The organism is Saccharopolyspora sp. 7B, assembly GCF_020177435.1.
In the GTDB taxonomy this organism is placed as follows: Bacteria; Actinomycetota; Actinomycetes; order Mycobacteriales; family Pseudonocardiaceae; genus Saccharopolyspora_C; species Saccharopolyspora_C gregorii.
Genome location: NZ_JAIUKC010000084.1, coordinates 1 through 16,444 on the forward strand (window position 1 = coordinate 1; position 16,444 = coordinate 16,444).

The 16,444-nt window shown below is 74.1% G+C and carries 14 protein-coding genes; 7 read left to right on the plus strand and 7 right to left on the minus strand.

The features are described from left to right. Positions 1-210: 210 nt before the first annotated feature. The 6 genes from LCD33_RS14515 to LCD33_RS14540 all read right to left on the minus strand — a co-directional run bounded on the left by LCD33_RS14515 (position 211) and on the right by LCD33_RS14540 (position 8,567). Positions 211-2,103: a hypothetical protein gene (locus LCD33_RS14515; RefSeq protein WP_224977942.1), complete on the minus strand. Its 1,893-nt coding sequence runs from the start codon at positions 2,101-2,103 to the stop codon at positions 211-213. A gap of 362 nt (positions 2,104-2,465) precedes the next feature. Continuing rightward, a complete protein-coding gene (locus LCD33_RS14520; RefSeq protein ID WP_224965994.1) occupies positions 2,466-5,444 on the minus strand; it encodes a hypothetical protein in 2,979 nt (992 codons plus the stop codon). Positions 5,445-5,693: 249 nt separating this feature from the next. Further along, complete coding sequence (locus LCD33_RS14525; protein WP_224955955.1) at positions 5,694-6,434, minus strand: ABC transporter ATP-binding protein; 741 nt, start codon at positions 6,432-6,434, stop codon at positions 5,694-5,696. A 283-nt stretch (positions 6,435-6,717) separates the two neighbouring features. After that, positions 6,718-7,071, minus strand: coding sequence for a hypothetical protein (locus LCD33_RS14530; RefSeq protein WP_224955954.1), 354 nt, complete (start codon positions 7,069-7,071; stop codon positions 6,718-6,720). A 56-nt stretch (positions 7,072-7,127) separates the two neighbouring features. Beyond that, a complete protein-coding gene (locus tag LCD33_RS14535) occupies positions 7,128-7,343 on the minus strand; it encodes a DUF397 domain-containing protein (RefSeq protein ID WP_373690007.1) in 216 nt (71 codons plus the stop codon). 309 nt (positions 7,344-7,652) lie between these two features. After that, positions 7,653-8,567, minus strand: a complete 915-nt coding sequence (locus tag LCD33_RS14540) for a helix-turn-helix domain-containing protein (RefSeq protein WP_374108027.1) — start codon at positions 8,565-8,567, stop codon at positions 7,653-7,655. A 220-nt stretch (positions 8,568-8,787) separates the two neighbouring features. Here LCD33_RS14540 and LCD33_RS14545 point away from each other — a divergent pair, with 220 nt between their 5' ends. From LCD33_RS14545 to LCD33_RS14560, 4 genes are all read left to right on the plus strand, one after another. Continuing rightward, positions 8,788-9,585 (plus strand): exodeoxyribonuclease III, encoded by a 798-nt coding sequence (locus tag LCD33_RS14545; protein WP_224955951.1) that lies wholly within the window; start codon positions 8,788-8,790, stop codon positions 9,583-9,585. A gap of 160 nt (positions 9,586-9,745) precedes the next feature. After that, positions 9,746-10,543, plus strand: a complete 798-nt coding sequence (locus tag LCD33_RS14550; RefSeq protein ID WP_224955950.1) for a thymidylate synthase — start codon at positions 9,746-9,748, stop codon at positions 10,541-10,543. After that, positions 10,540-10,998, plus strand: coding sequence for a dihydrofolate reductase (locus tag LCD33_RS14555; protein ID WP_224977943.1), 459 nt, complete (start codon positions 10,540-10,542; stop codon positions 10,996-10,998). The genes LCD33_RS14550 and LCD33_RS14555 overlap by 4 nt, the downstream gene beginning before the upstream one ends. A gap of 47 nt (positions 10,999-11,045) precedes the next feature. Beyond that, positions 11,046-11,687: an HD family hydrolase gene (locus LCD33_RS14560; protein ID WP_224965991.1), complete on the plus strand. Its 642-nt coding sequence runs from the start codon at positions 11,046-11,048 to the stop codon at positions 11,685-11,687. A 45-nt stretch (positions 11,688-11,732) separates the two neighbouring features. On the opposite strand, the gene LCD33_RS14565 is transcribed toward LCD33_RS14560, so the two are convergent. Continuing rightward, positions 11,733-13,265 (minus strand): S8 family serine peptidase, encoded by a 1,533-nt coding sequence (locus LCD33_RS14565; RefSeq protein WP_224977944.1) that lies wholly within the window; start codon positions 13,263-13,265, stop codon positions 11,733-11,735. A 500-nt stretch (positions 13,266-13,765) separates the two neighbouring features. Here LCD33_RS14565 and LCD33_RS14570 point away from each other — a divergent pair, with 500 nt between their 5' ends. The 3 genes from LCD33_RS14570 to yhjD all read left to right on the plus strand — a co-directional run bounded on the left by LCD33_RS14570 (position 13,766) and on the right by yhjD (position 16,294). Next, a complete protein-coding gene (locus LCD33_RS14570; protein ID WP_224955945.1) occupies positions 13,766-14,011 on the plus strand; it encodes a hypothetical protein in 246 nt (81 codons plus the stop codon). An 85-nt stretch (positions 14,012-14,096) separates the two neighbouring features. After that, on the plus strand, positions 14,097-15,161 hold the full coding sequence (gene trpS, locus LCD33_RS14575; protein WP_374228483.1) for a tryptophan--tRNA ligase: 1,065 nt from the start codon (positions 14,097-14,099) through the stop codon (positions 15,159-15,161). A gap of 95 nt (positions 15,162-15,256) precedes the next feature. Beyond that, positions 15,257-16,294 (plus strand): inner membrane protein YhjD, encoded by a 1,038-nt coding sequence (gene yhjD / locus LCD33_RS14580; protein WP_224955944.1) that lies wholly within the window; start codon positions 15,257-15,259, stop codon positions 16,292-16,294. The last annotated feature ends 150 nt before the right edge of the window (positions 16,295-16,444 follow it).

The following is a 16,444-nucleotide window of genomic DNA, read 5'->3' on the forward strand; positions in this document are numbered from 1 at the left end:
CCCGCCCCCGCCCCCCCCGCCCCCCCCGGGGGGGGCGGGGGCGCGGGGGGGGGGCGGCCCCCCCCGCCCCCCCCCCCCCCGCGCCGCCCCCCCGCCCCCGCCCCGCCTCCTGCGGCGCGGAGACCGCGCGTCCGCGCTGCGGGAATTCGGCGCTGCCGCGGGAGAACCGGGCCGCGGAGCCGCGCTCCGGTGGCCGCCCGGTTCGCGCGGTCAGCTGGCTTGCGCGGTGGAGTCGCCGGAGGTCGCGGGCGGGTGCTCCGCCGCCGTCGCGGCCCCCGGTTCGGCCGGTGCGGCTGCCTCGGCCGTTGCCTCGTGCTCGGGCTCGGCGGTCATGGCGGCGCGGAGGGTGGAGACGTCGACCCGCACCGTTTCGGCCGAGGTGGTGGGGACGGGACCCCCGGACATCGTGATGGGCGGCGCCCCGGCCGCGGACGGTCCCGCCGCGGTGGCCGCGGCTGCGGTGGACCCGGACTTCGCCGGCGCGGCACCGTTGTTCGTTCCCGCCTCCTGCTCGGTGGAGGCTCCCGCTGCCGCCGCGACGTCCGCTGCCCGCACCACCGTGGTCTCCTCGGCGGCCGGCGCGGATGCGGCCTGCGCCGGGGCACCGCCCGTGCGGAGCGCGTCGGGTTTCTCCGCCGCCGCGACGTCCGCCGCCCGCACCACCTGGGTGCGTTCCACCCGCTCGACCCGCTGGGTCCGCTCGGCCTCCGCCGGAGCGGTCGCCTGCCGGTGCACCCGCAGCGTCGCGTGCTCCTCCTCCCGCAGCGGCGCAGAGAGCACCTTCGGGAACGCGACCCGCCCGCGCAACTCCCCGGCCGCCGACAGCAGGGCCGACCGGGCGGCCCGATCGGCGACGCCGAGCACCAGGATCCGCACCCGCGCCAGCTGCTCCCGGTCCAGCCCGCCCAGCACCCGGTGCAGCGCCAGCGCCGCACCCTCCGGCATCGGGGTGCACGGCACGCCGACGGTGATCGTCAACCGGTCGGTCTCGAACGAGAGCCGGTCCGCCGACGTCGAGGACGCGACCTTGCTCGCGGGCACCAGGGCCAGTCCGGCGGGCACCACCTTCGCGATGATCTCGTGCGGCGTCGGCTGCACCTCCGGCGAACCGCTCCAGCGGTAGGCCAGCGGGCCCGCCGGCATCCAGCCGCGCGGTGCCAGGTTCGCCTGCACCGCGGCGATCCGGCCGTCGGCACCGTGCCGCAACGCGGCCGCGAACGGGCGCCAGGTCGGCGCGCCGATCGCGTCGACCAGGTGCGCCGCTTCGAGCCCGCCGAGCTGCTGCAACGGGCCGATCGTGGACACCACCTCGTGCCCCAGCGTCCGCGACAGCTCCGCGAGCCACCCGCCGGACGCGGTCCACTGGTCCAGCGGCACCAGCTGCATCCGCAGCCGCACCGGCTCCGGGAACCGCCGCAGCAACGCGGCGACCTGGTGCGGCAGCAACCCGCGTCCGCCGATCACCAGCCGCGGCCGGGCGGGCGCGACCGGGATCCACCGGGCGAGCTCCAGCACCGGCTCCGCGCCGTCCAGCGCCGCGGCGAGACCCGCGGGCACCGGCCGCAGGTGCAGCGTGCCGTCGTAGCCGGAGCCGCGCGGCAACCGGTCCTCCCACTCCGGGCGGGGGAAGCGGGTGCCGTGCGCCTCGCCGGGACCGTCCGCGGTGAACCGGATCCACCGGTGGTCCTCGTCCCCGGCGTACGCGCAACCGCCCGCGACGATCCGGACCGGGCCGCTCGGCGCGTGCACCTCGGCGCCCAGTTCGCGGGCGAGCTTCTGCCCCTGCGGGCGGCCGCGGCCGCGCTCGCCCAGGGACGGCACCGCCACCCACAACCTGGGCGGCTCGGCCGGGTTCCGGGTCCGCTCGGCGGCGGCCACCGCGGCCCGGCAGGCCTTGCGCAGCGCGGTGCGGAACCCACCGGCCTGCACCGCGGCGGGGGAGGTGAGGACGAGGCCTTCGCCGGGCCCGACGGGAACGGCACCCGCCAGCGCGGCGCTCTCCTCGTCCGCGGCCGACCGGCGCACGACGAGCACGGTCGAGCCGTGCGCTCGCACGACCAGGTCGCGAACCCGCGCGGTCCCGGATTCGTCGAGGTCAGACATGGATTCGCTCTCGTTCTCCGCGCTCGGAGGTCCGCGAGCCGCCCGTGCGTCCGCCGCGCCTGCGCGGCGCTCGCGTTGACCGGCTGTCCGGGGCGTCCGGCGCCACCTGCGCTCGGACCAGGCGAGCGGCTGGTGGATCGTTCCGGCCGCGGTTGCGCCAAGTGTGCACTTCCGTTGAACACTAACACCGAACGGGTGTGGCGAACCGGTCCGCGGTGACCCGCCGCAGCGCCCGCCTGCACCGGGAACCGACCGGTGCTCGGAGGCGTTCGTGCTGTTCAGCAAGGTTCTTCCGGAGCGGGGGTCGCGGTGCGGGCCGGGTGCCGCGGTGCTGTCGGAGGGTTTCCCTCGGATGGGGGCCGCTAGCGCTCCGCGGGCTCCGGCAGCTCGTCCGGGACGAACCCCACCGGTTCCGCCAACCGGGCCAGCGCGTCCCCGGCGGGGGTGCGCGCCGCGGCCCGCCGGTGCTTGCGGGCGAGGCGCATCAGCTCCAGGTGCTCGGCGTCCGAATCCGGTGCCTCGCCCGGTTCCTCCGCCCGGCCCAGTTCGCGCAGCAGCACCACCGGACCGTCCGCGTCGCGGTCCACGGCGAGCACCGCGAACCGGGCCCCGGCCGGGAACACCACCTCCCCGGTGGTGTCGCCCAGCGGCGTCGTGCGGCGCGCGTCCTGCGACCAGAGCATCACCTGCGCGTGGCCCTCGGCGCGCACCGGTTCGGTGCCTGCGCTGAGGAAACCCGCCTCGGACACCGGCATCCCCGGCTCGTAGACGTCCAGCGCGTCCAGCTCCAGCAGCCGGTGCACCGGGCCGCCGTGCACCGGCAGCCTGCGCAGCCCGGACATGAGGCACACCGCGTGGTCGCCGAACTCGTCCCGCCCCGCGCCGCGCAGCGCGCGGTTCACCGACACGGCGCCGAAAGCGCCGTCGCCGAGGTAGAGCCGGACGGCCACGAGGTCGGCTTCCGGCTCCGGCTCCACGACGTCGGTGGCGGCGGCGAGCGCGGCGCGCACCTGCGCCAGCCCGGCCTCGAAGTCGGTGCCCGCCCGCTGGGCGAAGGCGGTGCGCTGCTGATCGCTGCTGCGCCGCTCGGCCAGGAACTGCGGCAGCGCCGGGATCGGCACCAGCGCCGAGCGCTCACCGGACGCGGTGCGGCGCGGCGGCAAGCGCAGCGCCGCCACCGACAGCCGCATGGTGCGGTCCGCCGGGGCGACCGCCGGTTCCGCCGCCGCGTTCGGTTCCGGCGGCTGCACCTGCGCGGCGCTGATGGTGGCGAGCTGGGTGACCCGCACCGGTTCGGGCCGTTCCGCGCGCTTCGCGGCGGCCGCGGACAGCCGCGCCTTGCGCTGCCGGGATTGCAGGGACAGGGGTGAGGCCCCCGGCTGCCGCTTCGGCAGCGCCGCCGGGGCGGCGAGCTGCGTCATCGGCACCTCGGCGGACATCCGGGGGACGTCCTGCGCGGAGTCGGCGCGCACCGCCACCGGGAACCCGGCGTCGGCCGGGAGCAGGCCGGTGAGCGGAATCCTCCTGGTGGCCAAGGACGTCATCGGTGCCGGGGACTCGTCTTCGGTGCCGGGACCGTCCGATGTGCTCGGTGCGGCGGCGGCCGATCCGGTCGGTGGGCCGTCCGCGCCGCCCGGAGCCGCGCCGTTCGGACCGGCGGGAGCCGTCCCCGCGGGCGGGGCGGTGCTCGCAGCGGACGGCCCGTCCGCGGAGTCCTGCGGGGTTTCCGCCGCGGGCGCGTCCTCCGCCGCGGGCGCCACCGGCTCGTCGGAGGCGGCCACCGGTACCGGACCGCCTGGCACCGGACCGCCTGGCACCGGACCGCCCGACGCAGGACCACCCGACACCGGACGGCCCGACGCCGCACCGGGCGACGCTGGACCGGCCGATGCCGGATCGACTGACACCACACCGGGCGACACCGCACCACCCGACACCGCACCGCCCGACACCGGTTCGTCCGGAACCGGATCTCCCAGCCCCGCCGCCGCGGGCAGCACCGCCGGGAACCGCAGCCGGTCGGCCAGCGGCCCGGCCGCGCCGCGCAGCTGCTCGCGCATCGACTCCGACGCGATCCCCTGCACCAGCAGCCGCGCCCGCACCCGCTGCTCGGCGTCCAGCCCGGACAGCAAGCGGTTCAGCGCGGCAGGCATCCCCTCCGGCAAAGGCGTGCACGGCCAGCCCAGCACCACGGTCAGCCGGTCCGGTTCGAACGTGAGCCGGTCGGCGGCACCGGGCACGCCCGCCCGCGGCGCGGGCAGCAGCGCGACGCCCGCGGGCACCACCTTCGCGATCACCTCGTGCGGGGTGGGGTGCGGATCGGTCATCCCGCCCCAGCGGAACACCAGCGGCCCGGCGGGCACCCAGCCGCGCGGCGGCGCCCCGGCCAGCACCGGTTCCACCCGGCCGTCGGGGGAGTACCGCAGCAGCGCGGCGAGGGGCAGCCAGCTCGGCCCGCCCCGCTGGTCCGGGACGAGGGTGAACTCGGCGTGGACCCCGTGGCGGATCAGCCCGGTGGCGGACACCACGTCGTGCCCGAGCAGCGCCGCGAGCTTGCCGAGCCACTGCGGGGAGGCCGGTTCCGGGTGCGCGGGCACCAGCTGGATCCGCTCCCGCACCGCGTGCGGGAACCGCCGGAGCAGCGCCGCCACCTGGTGCGGTGCGATGGCGGGGCCCTGCGGCCCGCCGAGCACGATGCGCGGGTGCTCCGCGGACACCGCGACCGCGTGCCACACCTCGTCGGCGGTGGTCTCCGCGGTCGCCGAGGCCGCCAAGCCCGCCGGGACCGGTTCCGCGTGCAGTCCGCCATCGTGCACCGCGCCGCGCGGCAGCAGCGCCTCCCACGGCGGCTGCGGGTAGCGCGCGCTGTGCAGTTCGCCCGCACCCCCGCCGGCCGGGAACCGCACCCAGCCGTGGTGGTCGGCGCCGGTGAAGATCGAGCCGCCCGCGACGAAGGTGACCGGGCCGTCCGGGGCGTACACCTCGACGGCGAACTCGCGCGCCAGCTTCTGCGCGGTGGACCGGCCCCGGCCGTCGAGCCTGCCCGCCCCGGAGATCGCCAGCCACAGCCGCGGCGGGCCGGTGCCCGCGTCCTTGGCGCGGGCCGCGGCGGTGGTGACCGCCGTCCGGCTGGCGTGGCGCAGCGCGGCGCGGAATCCGCTCGCGCGCACGGCTTCGGCCGCTGCCAGCACGAGGCCGTCGCCGGGCGCCACGGGCACGGCGCCGAACACGCGCTGCTCGGTCTCATCGCCGCCGGAGGAGTGCAGGATGAGCACCGTCGAGCCCTGCGGCCGGACGATCAGATCGCGGACCCGGACGGGTTCGACTTCCGGTTCTGACATCGACCTGCTCTCGTCGTGCGCGCTCGGAGGTCCCACCGGTCGGCACTCGCCGGGGATCGGGAGGATCCACCCGTGGTGCGGCCGCGGTCGGGACGCCGTGCGCGGGGTTCGGTGGGGCAGGGCGGTCGCCGCGCGGCGGCCGCGTGCGCACCATGATCGCATCCGCCGCGCTCGGTGTCGCCGGTCACTCGGAACCCGGCGCGGGCGGGGCGCGGCGGCGCCGATCGGGAGCAGGTCGGGGCCGCGGGATCAGGCGATGTGCTCGGTGCTCCCGGGCTCGCAGCCGCAGTCCGCGGGGCGGTCGCGCTCCTGCACGACCCGCCCGTCCTGCAGGGCGATGACCCGGTCCGCGTGGGCGGCGGTGGCCGGGTCGGCGGAGAACAGCACGAGGGGCAACCCGAACTCCGCGCAGCGCCGGCGCAGCAGCCGCAGGTGGTGCCTGCCGGTGATCGCGTCGAGCCCGGCGGTCGGGTCGTCGACCAGCAGCAGGTCGGCCCGTTGCAGCACGGTGCGGGCCACCGCGACGCGCAGCTCCTCGGCGCGGGTCAGCGTCGGGGTGGCGCGGTCCAGCAGCTCCCGCACGTCCAGCAGGTCCAGCGCGCGCTGCAGCAGGTCCGGGTCCGCGCGCCTGCCCGCGGTGTCCAGCGGCAGCAGCAGGTTGTCGGCCACGTCGAGCTGGGGCAGCAGGTTCGCCTGCCGGTAGACGACGCCGATCCGGGTGCGGCGGAACTCGGTGCGGGCGGCCTCGTCGAGCGCGGTCAGCTCGGTGCCCGCGATCCGCACGGTGCCGCGGGTGGGCCGTTCCAGACCGGCCAGGCAGCGCAGCAGCACGCTCTTGCCGGAGCCCGCGGGGCCGACCACGGCGGTGCAGCGCCCGGGTGCGGCCCGGAGGGTCACGTCGTGCAGCGCGGGGCGGCGGGCCGTCCCGAACTCCTTGCTGATCCCGTCGGCGATCACCGCGCCGCCGGTCATCGGGCATGTCGCGGACACGGGGTCCTCCTCCTCGTCGTGGGCGCGCCCGGCTTCGGCCGCGGCGTGCGCCCCACCGTCGTCGACCGCGGGAGCCGGGCGGATCAGCACATCGGCCAGGAGCCCTCCTACCGGAGGATGAGATCGGGCGCGCCTCCCTCCTCCGAGACGTCCGGGGAGCGGTCGGGTTGCGCGGGCCGGGTCCGCCGGGCGCGGGGGTGGATGCGCGAACGGCCGCGGTCGTCCGCTGCGTGGAGCGGGCGACCGCGGCCGCGTGGTTCGTCAGCCGCCGGGCCGGGCCGGGTCAGGCGGAGGCGGCCAACCAGGTGGAACGCCCCGCGTGGGTGGGTACCCAGCAGCCTTTCGCGGAGGCCCGGTCCTCCTCGGGGTCCTCCAGCGCCAGTGCCGCTTCGACCACTTCGTCCGCGGACCCGGTGGTCCGCCACAGCACGGTCTTCGGGAACAGGACGTCCGGCTCGTCGCCCGGGATGCGGGCGGCGTCGGCCTCGTCCTCGCCGTAGAGCTGCACGATGTCGATCACGCCGTGGTGCACCCGGATCCCGACGACGGCGATGAGGGTGCCGTTCGCGTCGCGGGGGTGCGCGAAGTGGAAGTCGCGGGCGATGAGTGCCTGCAAGCCGTCCGTTATGTCGTTCATGACGCCACCGAGGGTTCTGCGCGAGCGCTGGTCGATTGCGGGGGTCGGGGCGGGGGTCAGACGATCAGGTCGTCGAACTCGCCGTCCTTGGCACCTGACAGGAAGGCCGCGATCTCCTCCCTGGTGTAGATGAGCGCGGGCCCGTCGGGGTAGCGGGAGTTGCGGACGGCGATGTCTCCGTCGAGCAGGGAGGCCAGCTCCACGCAGTTGCCCACCGAGCCGCTGTGCGCGCTCTTGCGCCAGGACGCTTCGGGCAGGTTCCCTGCGATCATTCCGTTTCGGATCTCCGGCATCGAAGTTCCCAGCCTTTCCCCGAGTTGCTTGCAACGACCAGATGCACGTGCATCCGATCGTGCAAGGACCGTATCACTGAACGTTGGAATGATGTATGCACGTGCAGACGCACGGACGCCCGGGTAGGTGACGCAGAGGTCCATTGTGATCACGGAGCGTCGAACTGTTGCGGCCACAATCGCAGATTAATCCTGCATATGGCTTCGTGCAGGATCAGGCATCGCGGAAGCCCGCGTAACAGATCGCGGAAAATTGTGAGGCAACTCACAGAAAGAAGGACGCGCGGGTCAGCTCGCGTTCCCGAGCGCCTTGCGCGCTGCTTGCAAGGTCTTGCGGGTCGCCTCCGGCGTGTGCGCATCGACCGCGAGCCGGTGGCTGACCTTGCTGTAGAGCTCCACGTCCTCCGGCTTGTCCAGGTACAGCGCGCCCGAGAGGTGCTCCAGGTAGACGATGTCCGGGATCTCCTGCTCGGCGAACCGCAGGATCGTGAACGCGCCCTCCGCCCCGGAGCGGCCCAGGTCGAACGGCAGCACCTGCAACGAGATCGTCGGCAGCTTGATCACTTCCAGCAGGTGGTCGATCTGCTCGCGCAGCACGTCCACGCCGCCGATCGGCCGGTGCAGCACCGACTCGTCGATCACCGCCCACAACCGCGGGGCGTTCGGCTGGGTGAACAGGCGCTGGCGGTGCATCCGCAGCCGAACCCGGCGCTCCACCTCTTCCTCCACGGCCTCCGGCCGCCCCTGGCTGGCGATGGCCCGCGCGTAGTCCTCGGTCTGCAGCAGGCCGGGCACGAACTGGATCTCGTAGGTCTGGATCCGCGACGCCGACTCCTCCAGCCCCACGTAGTCCTGGAACCAGGACGGGACGAGGTCGCTGTAGCGGTGCCACCAGCCGGGCTGGTTGGACTGGCGGACGAGTTCGAGGAAGGAGCTGCGCTCGCCCTCGTCGGACACCCCGTACAGGGTCAGCAGGTCGGCGACGTCGCGTTCCTTGAATCCGACCCGGCCGAGCTCCAGGCGGCTGATCTTGGACCCGGAACCGCGGATCTCGTACCCCGCGTCCTCGCGGGAGATGCCGCTGGCCTCGCGCAACCGGCGCAACTGGCTCCCCAGAACCAGGCGACGCGCGGTGGGGCCGCCACTCGCGGCACCATCCGTGGTCACGTCCAGACCTCCCGAATCACGCACGGTCGTTTCCATCGACACATCGTCGTACCAGCGGTACGCACCGTTACCCGGCATGGCAGTCTAGCCCATCTCACCGCACCGCCCGCGAAGGTTGTGAACCGTTCCAGCAGGTCGAAGGCGCATGATCAACATCCCCGGTGAATCCCCAGTCACCCCAGCCAGAACAGTATCGGCGCACGATCGCGCCGAGCGCAATGCCCGATCGTCGGTACCGATCGCTACGCTCACCGGCGTGTTCACCGCCTCGACCGTCAACGTCAACGGATTGCGCGCCGCAGCGAAGAAGGGATTCGTCGAGTGGTTGTCCGGAACCACCGCCGACGTGATCTGCCTGCAGGAGACCCGCGCCGAACCGGATCAGCTGCCCGCCGCCGTCCTCGAACCCGACGGCTGGTTCCCGCTGCTCGCGCCCGCCGCCGCGAAGGGCCGCAGCGGTGTCGCGCTGTACTCGCGGGTCGAACCCACCGCCTCCCGGATCGGTTTCGGCAGCGAAGAATTCGACGACAGCGGCCGTTACGCGGAGATCGAACTGCCCGGACTCGTCGTCGCCAGCCTCTACCTGCCCAGCGGTGAGGTCGGCACGGAACGCCAGGACGAGAAGGAGCGGTTCATGGCGGAATTCCTTCCGCACCTCGATTCGCTCCGCACCCGCGCGCGCGAAGACGGCCGCGAAGTCCTGGTGTGCGGGGATTGGAACATCGCGCACCGCGAGGACGACCTGAAGAACTGGAAGGCCAACCGGAAATCCGCGGGATTCCTGCCGGAGGAAAGGGAATGGCTCAGCCGCGTCTTCGACGAACTCGGTTACGTCGACGTGTTCCGCGCCCGGAATCCCGAAGGCCCCGGTCCGTACTCGTGGTGGTCGTACCGCGGGAAGGCCTTCGACAACGATTCCGGCTGGCGCATCGACTACCAGGTCGCCACCCCGGGGCTCGCGGAACGGGCCACCAGCGCCGTCGTCGAGAAGGCGCCGTCGTACGACAAGCGCTGGAGCGACCACGCGCCGGTCACCGTCACCTACGACCTCTGATCGCGCGCACGGCGCAGCGATCGCCGTCGGCCTCCGGGCGGGCAGGACCCGTCCGGCCCGCCCGCGCCGCGCCCGCCCGCCGGAGCCGCCCGCGCCGACCGCCGCCCACGGGCGCTCGGGCACCGCGGTGATCGGGAACTGCTCGTCTACGCTCGACGGCATGCCCGACACGCAGTACGAAGACCTGCTCCGCCACGTGCTCGACCACGGCACCCGCAAAGCGGACCGCACCGGCACCGGCACCCGGTCGATCTTCGGGCACCAGCTGCGCTACCGGCTCTCCGACGGCTTCCCGCTGATCACCACGAAGAAGGTGCACTTCCGCTCGGTCGCCCACGAGCTGCTGTGGTTCCTGCGCGGCGACCCGAACGCCACCTGGCTGCAGGAGCGCGGCGTGAAGATCTGGGACGAGTGGGCGGCGCCGGACGGCGACCTCGGCCCGATCTACGGCGTGCAGTGGCGGTCCTGGCCCACGCCGGACGGCGGGCACGTCGACCAGATCTCCGAAGTGCTGCGCACGCTGCGGGAGAACCCGGACTCCCGGCGGATCATCGTGTCCGCGTGGAACGTCGCCGACCTGCCGCGGATGGCGCTGCCGCCGTGCCACGCGTTCTTCCAGTTCTACGTCGCCGACGGCCTGCTCTCCTGCCAGCTGTACCAGCGCAGCGCGGACCTGTTCCTCGGCGTGCCGTTCAACATCGCCAGCTACGCGCTGCTGACCAGCATGATCGCCGATCAGGTCGGGCTCGGTGTCGGCGACTTCGTGTGGACCGGCGGGGACTGCCACATCTACGACAACCACGAGGAGCAGGTCCGGACCCAGCTCGCGCGGGACGCGCGGCCGTTCCCGCGGCTGGAGCTGAAGCCGGCGGAGAGCCTGTTCGACTACACCTACGAGCACATCTCGATCGAGGGCTACGACCCGCATCCGGGCATCAAGGCGCCGGTGGCGGTGTGATCGGCCTCGTCTGGGCCCAGTCGACGACCGGTGTCATCGGCCGCGACGGCACGATGCCCTGGCACCTGCCGGAGGACCTGAAGCACTTCCGCACCACGACCGCGGGCGCGACCGTGCTGATGGGCCGGCGCACCTGGGAATCGCTGCCGCCGCGGTTCCGCCCGCTGCCGGGCCGCCGCAACCTGGTGCTCTCGCGCACCCCGCAGGACGGTGCGGAGACCTTCCCCGACCTGGCCGCGGCGCTCGCCGCGCCGGAGGGGGACGTGTGGGTGATCGGGGGCGCCGCGGTGTACCGGGCGGCGCTGCCGCTCGCGGACCGGATCGTGGTCACCGAGATCCGGGAGCGCTTCGACGGCGACACCGTCGCGCCCGACGTGGGCCGCCCGCCGGACTCGACCGGTGACTGGCAGGAGTCCAGCACGGGGCTGCACTACCGCTTCCTCACCTGGGGCTGACCGGAACGGCCGTTCACCCGGGCGGGCCCGGCGGGCATGATCGGGTGGTGGACGACGAAGACCTGATCGCCGAGCGCACCCCGCTGCCCGACGCCATCGGCGGGCGGCTGCGGGAGCAGCTGGTGTTCCTCGCCGAGGTGGACAAGCTCAAGACCGTGCTGCGCCAGTCCCCGCTGGCCGCGGCGGACCGCAGGGAGAACGACGCCGAGCACTCCTGGCACCTGGCGCTGATGGTGTCGGTGCTGGCCGAGCACTCCGACGAACCGATCGACGTCGGGCGCACCGTCGAACTCGTCGTGCTGCACGACCTGGTCGAGATCTACGCCGGGGACACCCCGCTCTACGACGACGCGGGCCGGGAGAGCCAGCAGGAGCGCGAACAGGCCGCCGCCGACCGGCTGTTCGGCCTGCTGCCCGCCGACCAAGCGGCGCGCTTCCGCGGCCTGTGGGACGAGTTCGAGTCCCGCGGTTCACCGGAGGCGCGCTTCGCGAAGGCCGTGGACCGGGTGCAGCCGCTGCTGCTGAACTGGCTGGCGCGCGGCGGGACCTGGCGGACGCCCGGCGTCACCGCCGACACCGTGCGCGCCCGCAAGGCCGTGATCGGCGAAGCCTCCACTCCACTGTGGACGATGGTGCGGGAGCTGATCGGCGAGGGCGAGCGCCGCGGCTGGGTCAGCCCGGGGGAGTGACGCCGAGCCCGGGCGCGCCCCGCGCGGAGCGCGCCCGGAACCCGTTCAGCGGACCGCGTCGAGCGCGTCGATGAGCCCCGCGCCGTAGAACCCGGCGCCGGTCGCACCGCCCGCGCACACCGCGTCCGGCTGCCCGTCGCCGTCCGGGTCGTAGCCCTCCGGGCACGGCAGCGCGTCGGCCTGCCCCGACAGCGCGCCGGTGACCTGCGGGGCGCTCCACTCCGGGTGGGTGGCGCGCAGCAGCGCGACCACGCCCGCCGCGTGCGGGGAGGCCATCGAGGTGCCCTGCATCCAGCCCCAGCCGCCGCCGGGAACGCTGGAGAGGATGCGGCCGTTCGCCGACGGCGTCTGCGGGATCTGCCGCGCGTCCCCGCCCGGCGCGGTCACCGCGACCGAACCGAGCCCGTAGTTCGAGAAGTACGACTTCACCGCGTCCGAACCCACCGAGGACACCGCGACCACGCCCGGCAGCTCACCGGGCAGCGCCGCGCAGTCGTGCCCGGCCCACCGGTCCTGCTGCGGCCCGCCGTTGTTCGGGCTGTCCGTGTCGTGGATCGGCTGCGACAGGTCCCAGCCGCTGTTGCCCGCCGCCGCGACCGTCACCACGTCGTGCCCCGCCGCGTAGGCCGCGGCCCGGCGTACCGCTTCCGCGCCCGCGCGCTGGTCCGGGTCGCTCTCGCACCACAGGTACCAGGGGTCCACGAAGTAGGAGTTGTTCGTGACGTCGATGTCGTGCTCGGCGGCCCACAGGAACCCGCACACCGCGTACTCGGGGTAGATGAACCCGTCGTCGTCGATCACCCGCACCGAGGCGAGGCTCGTGTCCGGGGCGACGCCCGCCACACCGACCCCGTTGCGGGCGGCGGCGATGGTGCCCGCCACGTGGGTGCCGTGCGCCTGGGTGTCGTCGGCCGGGGCCCACGCCTCGACCGCGGTGTCCGGGATGCCGTCGCGGGCGCAGCTCACCGACTTCGACAGGTCCAGGTTCGGCTTCAGGTCGGGGTGTTCCGGGTCGATGCCGTAGTCGAGGACGCCGACGGTGACGTCCGGGCTGCCGGTGGAGATCTCGTGCGCCCGGTTGGCCCCGATCAGCGGCAGGTCCCACTGGTCGGCTTCCAGCGGTTCCCGGTCCGCGGCGGCGGTGGCGGGTCCTGGCGCGGCGGTCCCCTCCAGCACCTCCAGCCGGGTGCTGGGGGATGCGGGCGGCAGCTGCTCCGCCAGGTTCCGGCTGGCCCCCGCCTGGTCGACCGCGGGTTGCGCGCGCACGACGGCCGCGAACCCGGGGTCGGTGGAGGTGGCGAGCACGACGCCGATCTGCGGCCAGCTGTGCACGACGGAACCGCCGACGGCGCGCACCGAGTCCTCGGTCAGGCGCAGCCCGTCGCCGGTGGGGCCCAGCACCACGAAGTGGGCGGGCGGTGCGGTCGCGGCCGTCGCCCCCGGCGCGGCGGTGGCGGTCCGGGCGACGCCGGTCGGGACGGCGGCGACGGCCGGGACCAGCAGGCTCAGCGCCAGCGCGGAACCCGCCAAGCGCAGGTGCTTCCCGCGCGGGCGCGGTGTCGATCGTTGTGGTGACACGTGTCCTCCCACGGCACTCTCGTACCGAGCGATCAGTGACTGATCGTCGGATGATCCGCCCACTCGGCGGGCTTCGACAGGGCGAAAAGGAGCAATCCGGCGGGGGAACCGGGTGGTGGTCGGCGCCGGTCCGCGCGGGCTCCCGCCGGGCCGCCCGATCCGGTGGCCGCCGCTAGGGCCGGACGAGTCAATGCCTTGCCAGTCTTGCCACTCGACCGAGTTATGGCACTCGTCACCGGCTCGGGCCGCGCCTATTCGTTGCATCGTGCGAGTCCGAAGGCGCATACCGGATGCGATCAGTGATAACGCTCGCTTCGGGTACCCGGTGCGGGACCGGTTCGGGGGGTAAATAGGATCTTTGCGTCGTGTCCGGTTTACGCAACGCGATCGTGGTGTTCACACACGATCGGTACGGTCCGCAACCGGGTTGAACGAGATCTGTGACCCGTACGGGTTAACCGTCAAGGGAGGCAACGCTCGTGCGTAGCCGATTTGCTCGCATGATCAAGCGGGTGCTGGTGTCGGCGCTGCTGCTGGCCAGCGCGGTCCTGACCACCGCGCTCCTCGGCACCGCCACGGCGCAGGCCGCGGGCAGCGGCCAGGTCCTCGCGCAGGGCACCGCCCTCGCGGGCGCCGCCACCCCGGTCGGCATCGCCGCAGTCGGCTTCGGCATCGTCGGCATGCTCGCCGGCGTCCTCCGCCGCAAGAAGATCGAGATCCAGCCGGAGAACCAGCGCAAGGGCTGACCGCACGCCCGGCGCGGCGCACCGGCCTCCACCGGGAAGCGCCACCCGGTCCCCCCGCCGCCGCGGACCTTGCGAGAATCGACGGGTGAGCAGCGACGACTCGGCCACCCAGAACCCGCACACCTCCGCAGGCGGCTCGGCGCCCGGGCGCGGACCCCGCGTCCTGTCGGGCATCCAGCCCACCGCCGACTCCTTCCACCTCGGCAACTACCTGGGCGCCCTGCGGTCCTGGGTGCGGATGCAGGCCGACCACGACGCGTTCTACTGCGTCGTCGACCTGCACGCGATCACCGTCGCGCAGGACCCGGCGCTGCTGCGCGAACGCACCCGCGTCTCGGCGGCGCAGTTGCTGGCCCTGGGCATCGATCCCGACGCGTCCACCCTGTTCGTGCAGAGCCACGTCCCCGAGCACGCCCAGCTGAGCTGGGTGCTCGAATGCCTCGCCGGGTTCGGCGAAGCGGGCCGGATGACCCAGTTCAAGGACAAGTCCGCTCGGCAGGACGCCGACCACATCAGCGTCGGGCTGTTCACCTACCCGGTGCTGCAGGCCGCGGACATCCTGCTGTACCAGGCGAACCAGGTCCCCGTCGGCGAGGACCAGCGCCAGCACCTGGAGCTCACCCGCAACCTCGCGCAGCGGTTCAACTCCCGCTACGGCGACACCTTCACCGTGCCCTCCGCGCACATCCCGAAGGAGGCCGCCAAGATCCAGGACCTGCAGGACCCGTCGGCGAAGATGAGCAAGTCCCAGCCGAGCGGCGTCGTCGACCTCCTGGAGGACCCGAAGCGCTCCGCCAAGAAGATCCGCTCCGCGGTCACCGACAACGAGCGCGAGATCCGCTACGACCCGGAGCAGAAGGCGGGCGTGAGCAACCTGCTCGCCATCCACTCGGCGCTGACCGGCCGCACCATCGACGAGCTGGTCGCCGAGTTCGACGGGAGTGGCTACGGCGACCTGAAGAAGGCCGTCGGCGAGGCGTTCGTCGAGTTCGCCGTCCCGTTCCAGGAGAAGGTGCACGGCTACCTCGCCGACCCGGCCGAGCTGAACAAGGTGCTTGCCCGCGGCGCCGAGCACGCCCGCGAGGTCGCGACCGAGACCCTGCGGGTCACCTACGAGCGCGTCGGCTTCCTCCCGCCGCTGGCCGGCTGACGGCGCGCCGATCTTGCGCTGACGAGATCATTCGGCGGTAGCCTCAGGCCCGTTCGGGGCAACGCGTCCGTCCCGGACGGGCCTGGAGGTGACCCGTGACCGATCGCAGCCAACCCGCGCGCGCCGCCACGACCGGGGGAGGCCCCGGTCTGCTGGAGCGGTTGCGCCGGGACCATCCCTGGCTGGACCGGCTGATCCGCGCCGCGGCGCGCTACCAGAGCCAGTACGGCGACTACTACGCCGCGGCGATCACCTACTTCAGCGTGCTGGCCCTGGTGCCGCTGCTGATGATCTCCTTCGCGGTGGCGGGTTTCGTGCTCGCGGGCAACCCGGACCTGCTGGAGCAGCTGCGGTTGTCGATCACCGAGGCGGTCCCGAACCGCGAGATGAGCGGCATGCTCAACCAGGTCGTGGGACAGGCGATCGAGCAGGCGGGCACGGTCGGGGTCATCGGGCTGCTCGTCGCCCTGTACTCCGGGCTGGGGTGGATGACGAACCTGCGCGAGGCGTTGACCGCGCAGTGGAGCCAGCAGCAGCAGGCCCCGCCGCTGCTCAAGCGACTCGCCTCCGACCTGGTGTCGCTGATCGGGCTGGGGTTGGCGATGGCGGTGTCGTTCGGGCTCAGCGCCCTCGGCGGTGGCGTCGGGCGGGCGCTGTTCGCGGCGCTGGGGATCGGGAACACCTGGCCCGCGCGGATCGGGCTGTCGCTGCTCGCGATCCTGCTGTCGCTGGGGGCGGGCTGGCTGGTGTTCATCTGGGTGCTGGCGCGGCTGCCGCGGCTGCCGGTGTCGTTGCGCAGCGCCGTGTGGGGCGGGCTGTTCGCGGCGATCGGCTTCGAGGTGCTCAAGCAGGTCGGGGTGGTGTACCTCGGCAGCGTCACCGGGTCGCCCGCGGCGGCCGCGTTCGGTCCGATCCTGGGTCTGCTGGTGTTCGCGTACCTGACGTCGCGGTTCATCCTGTTCGTCACGGCGTGGACCGCGTCGTCGGCGGAGAACGAGCACCGCGCGCTGCCGGAACCGCCGCCGCCCGCGGTGATCCGGCCGCAGGTGCGGGTGGTCGGTGCGGGGGCGAAGTCCTCGGCCGCGCTGTTCGGGCTCGGTGCGCTGGTCGGTTGGTCGTTGCGCCGCCGCTGAGGTGACCGCGGGGCCCACCCGGCCAGGTTCGGGGCGAGGCCGGGTGAGCCGTGGCGCGGGGCGCGGGGCGGCCGCCGCGGCGGCGGACCGGCAGCCGCGGGGGGGGGCGCCAGGCCGCCGGGGCGCGCGGGGCGGAGCGTCCCGGGCGCC

What these genes read in the sequence shown, in the direction of transcription:
- LCD33_RS14515 (WP_224977942.1), bottom strand. Translation starts at nt 2,103, where the DNA reads ATGTCTGACCTCGACGAATCCGGGACCGCGCGGGTTCGCGACCTGGTC.
- LCD33_RS14520 (WP_224965994.1), bottom strand. Translation starts at nt 5,444, where the DNA reads ATGTCAGAACCGGAAGTCGAACCCGTCCGGGTCCGCGATCTGATCGTC.
- LCD33_RS14530 (WP_224955954.1), bottom strand. Translation starts at nt 7,071, where the DNA reads ATGAACGACATAACGGACGGCTTGCAGGCACTCATCGCCCGCGACTTC.
- LCD33_RS14535 (WP_373690007.1), bottom strand. Translation starts at nt 7,343, where the DNA reads ATGATCGCAGGGAACCTGCCCGAAGCGTCCTGGCGCAAGAGCGCGCAC.
- LCD33_RS14540 (WP_374108027.1), bottom strand. Translation starts at nt 8,567, where the DNA reads ATGGAAACGACCGTGCGTGATTCGGGAGGTCTGGACGTGACCACGGAT.
- LCD33_RS14550 (WP_224955950.1), top strand. Translation starts at nt 9,746, where the DNA reads ATGCCCGACACGCAGTACGAAGACCTGCTCCGCCACGTGCTCGACCAC.
- LCD33_RS14570 (WP_224955945.1), top strand. Translation starts at nt 13,766, where the DNA reads ATGATCAAGCGGGTGCTGGTGTCGGCGCTGCTGCTGGCCAGCGCGGTC.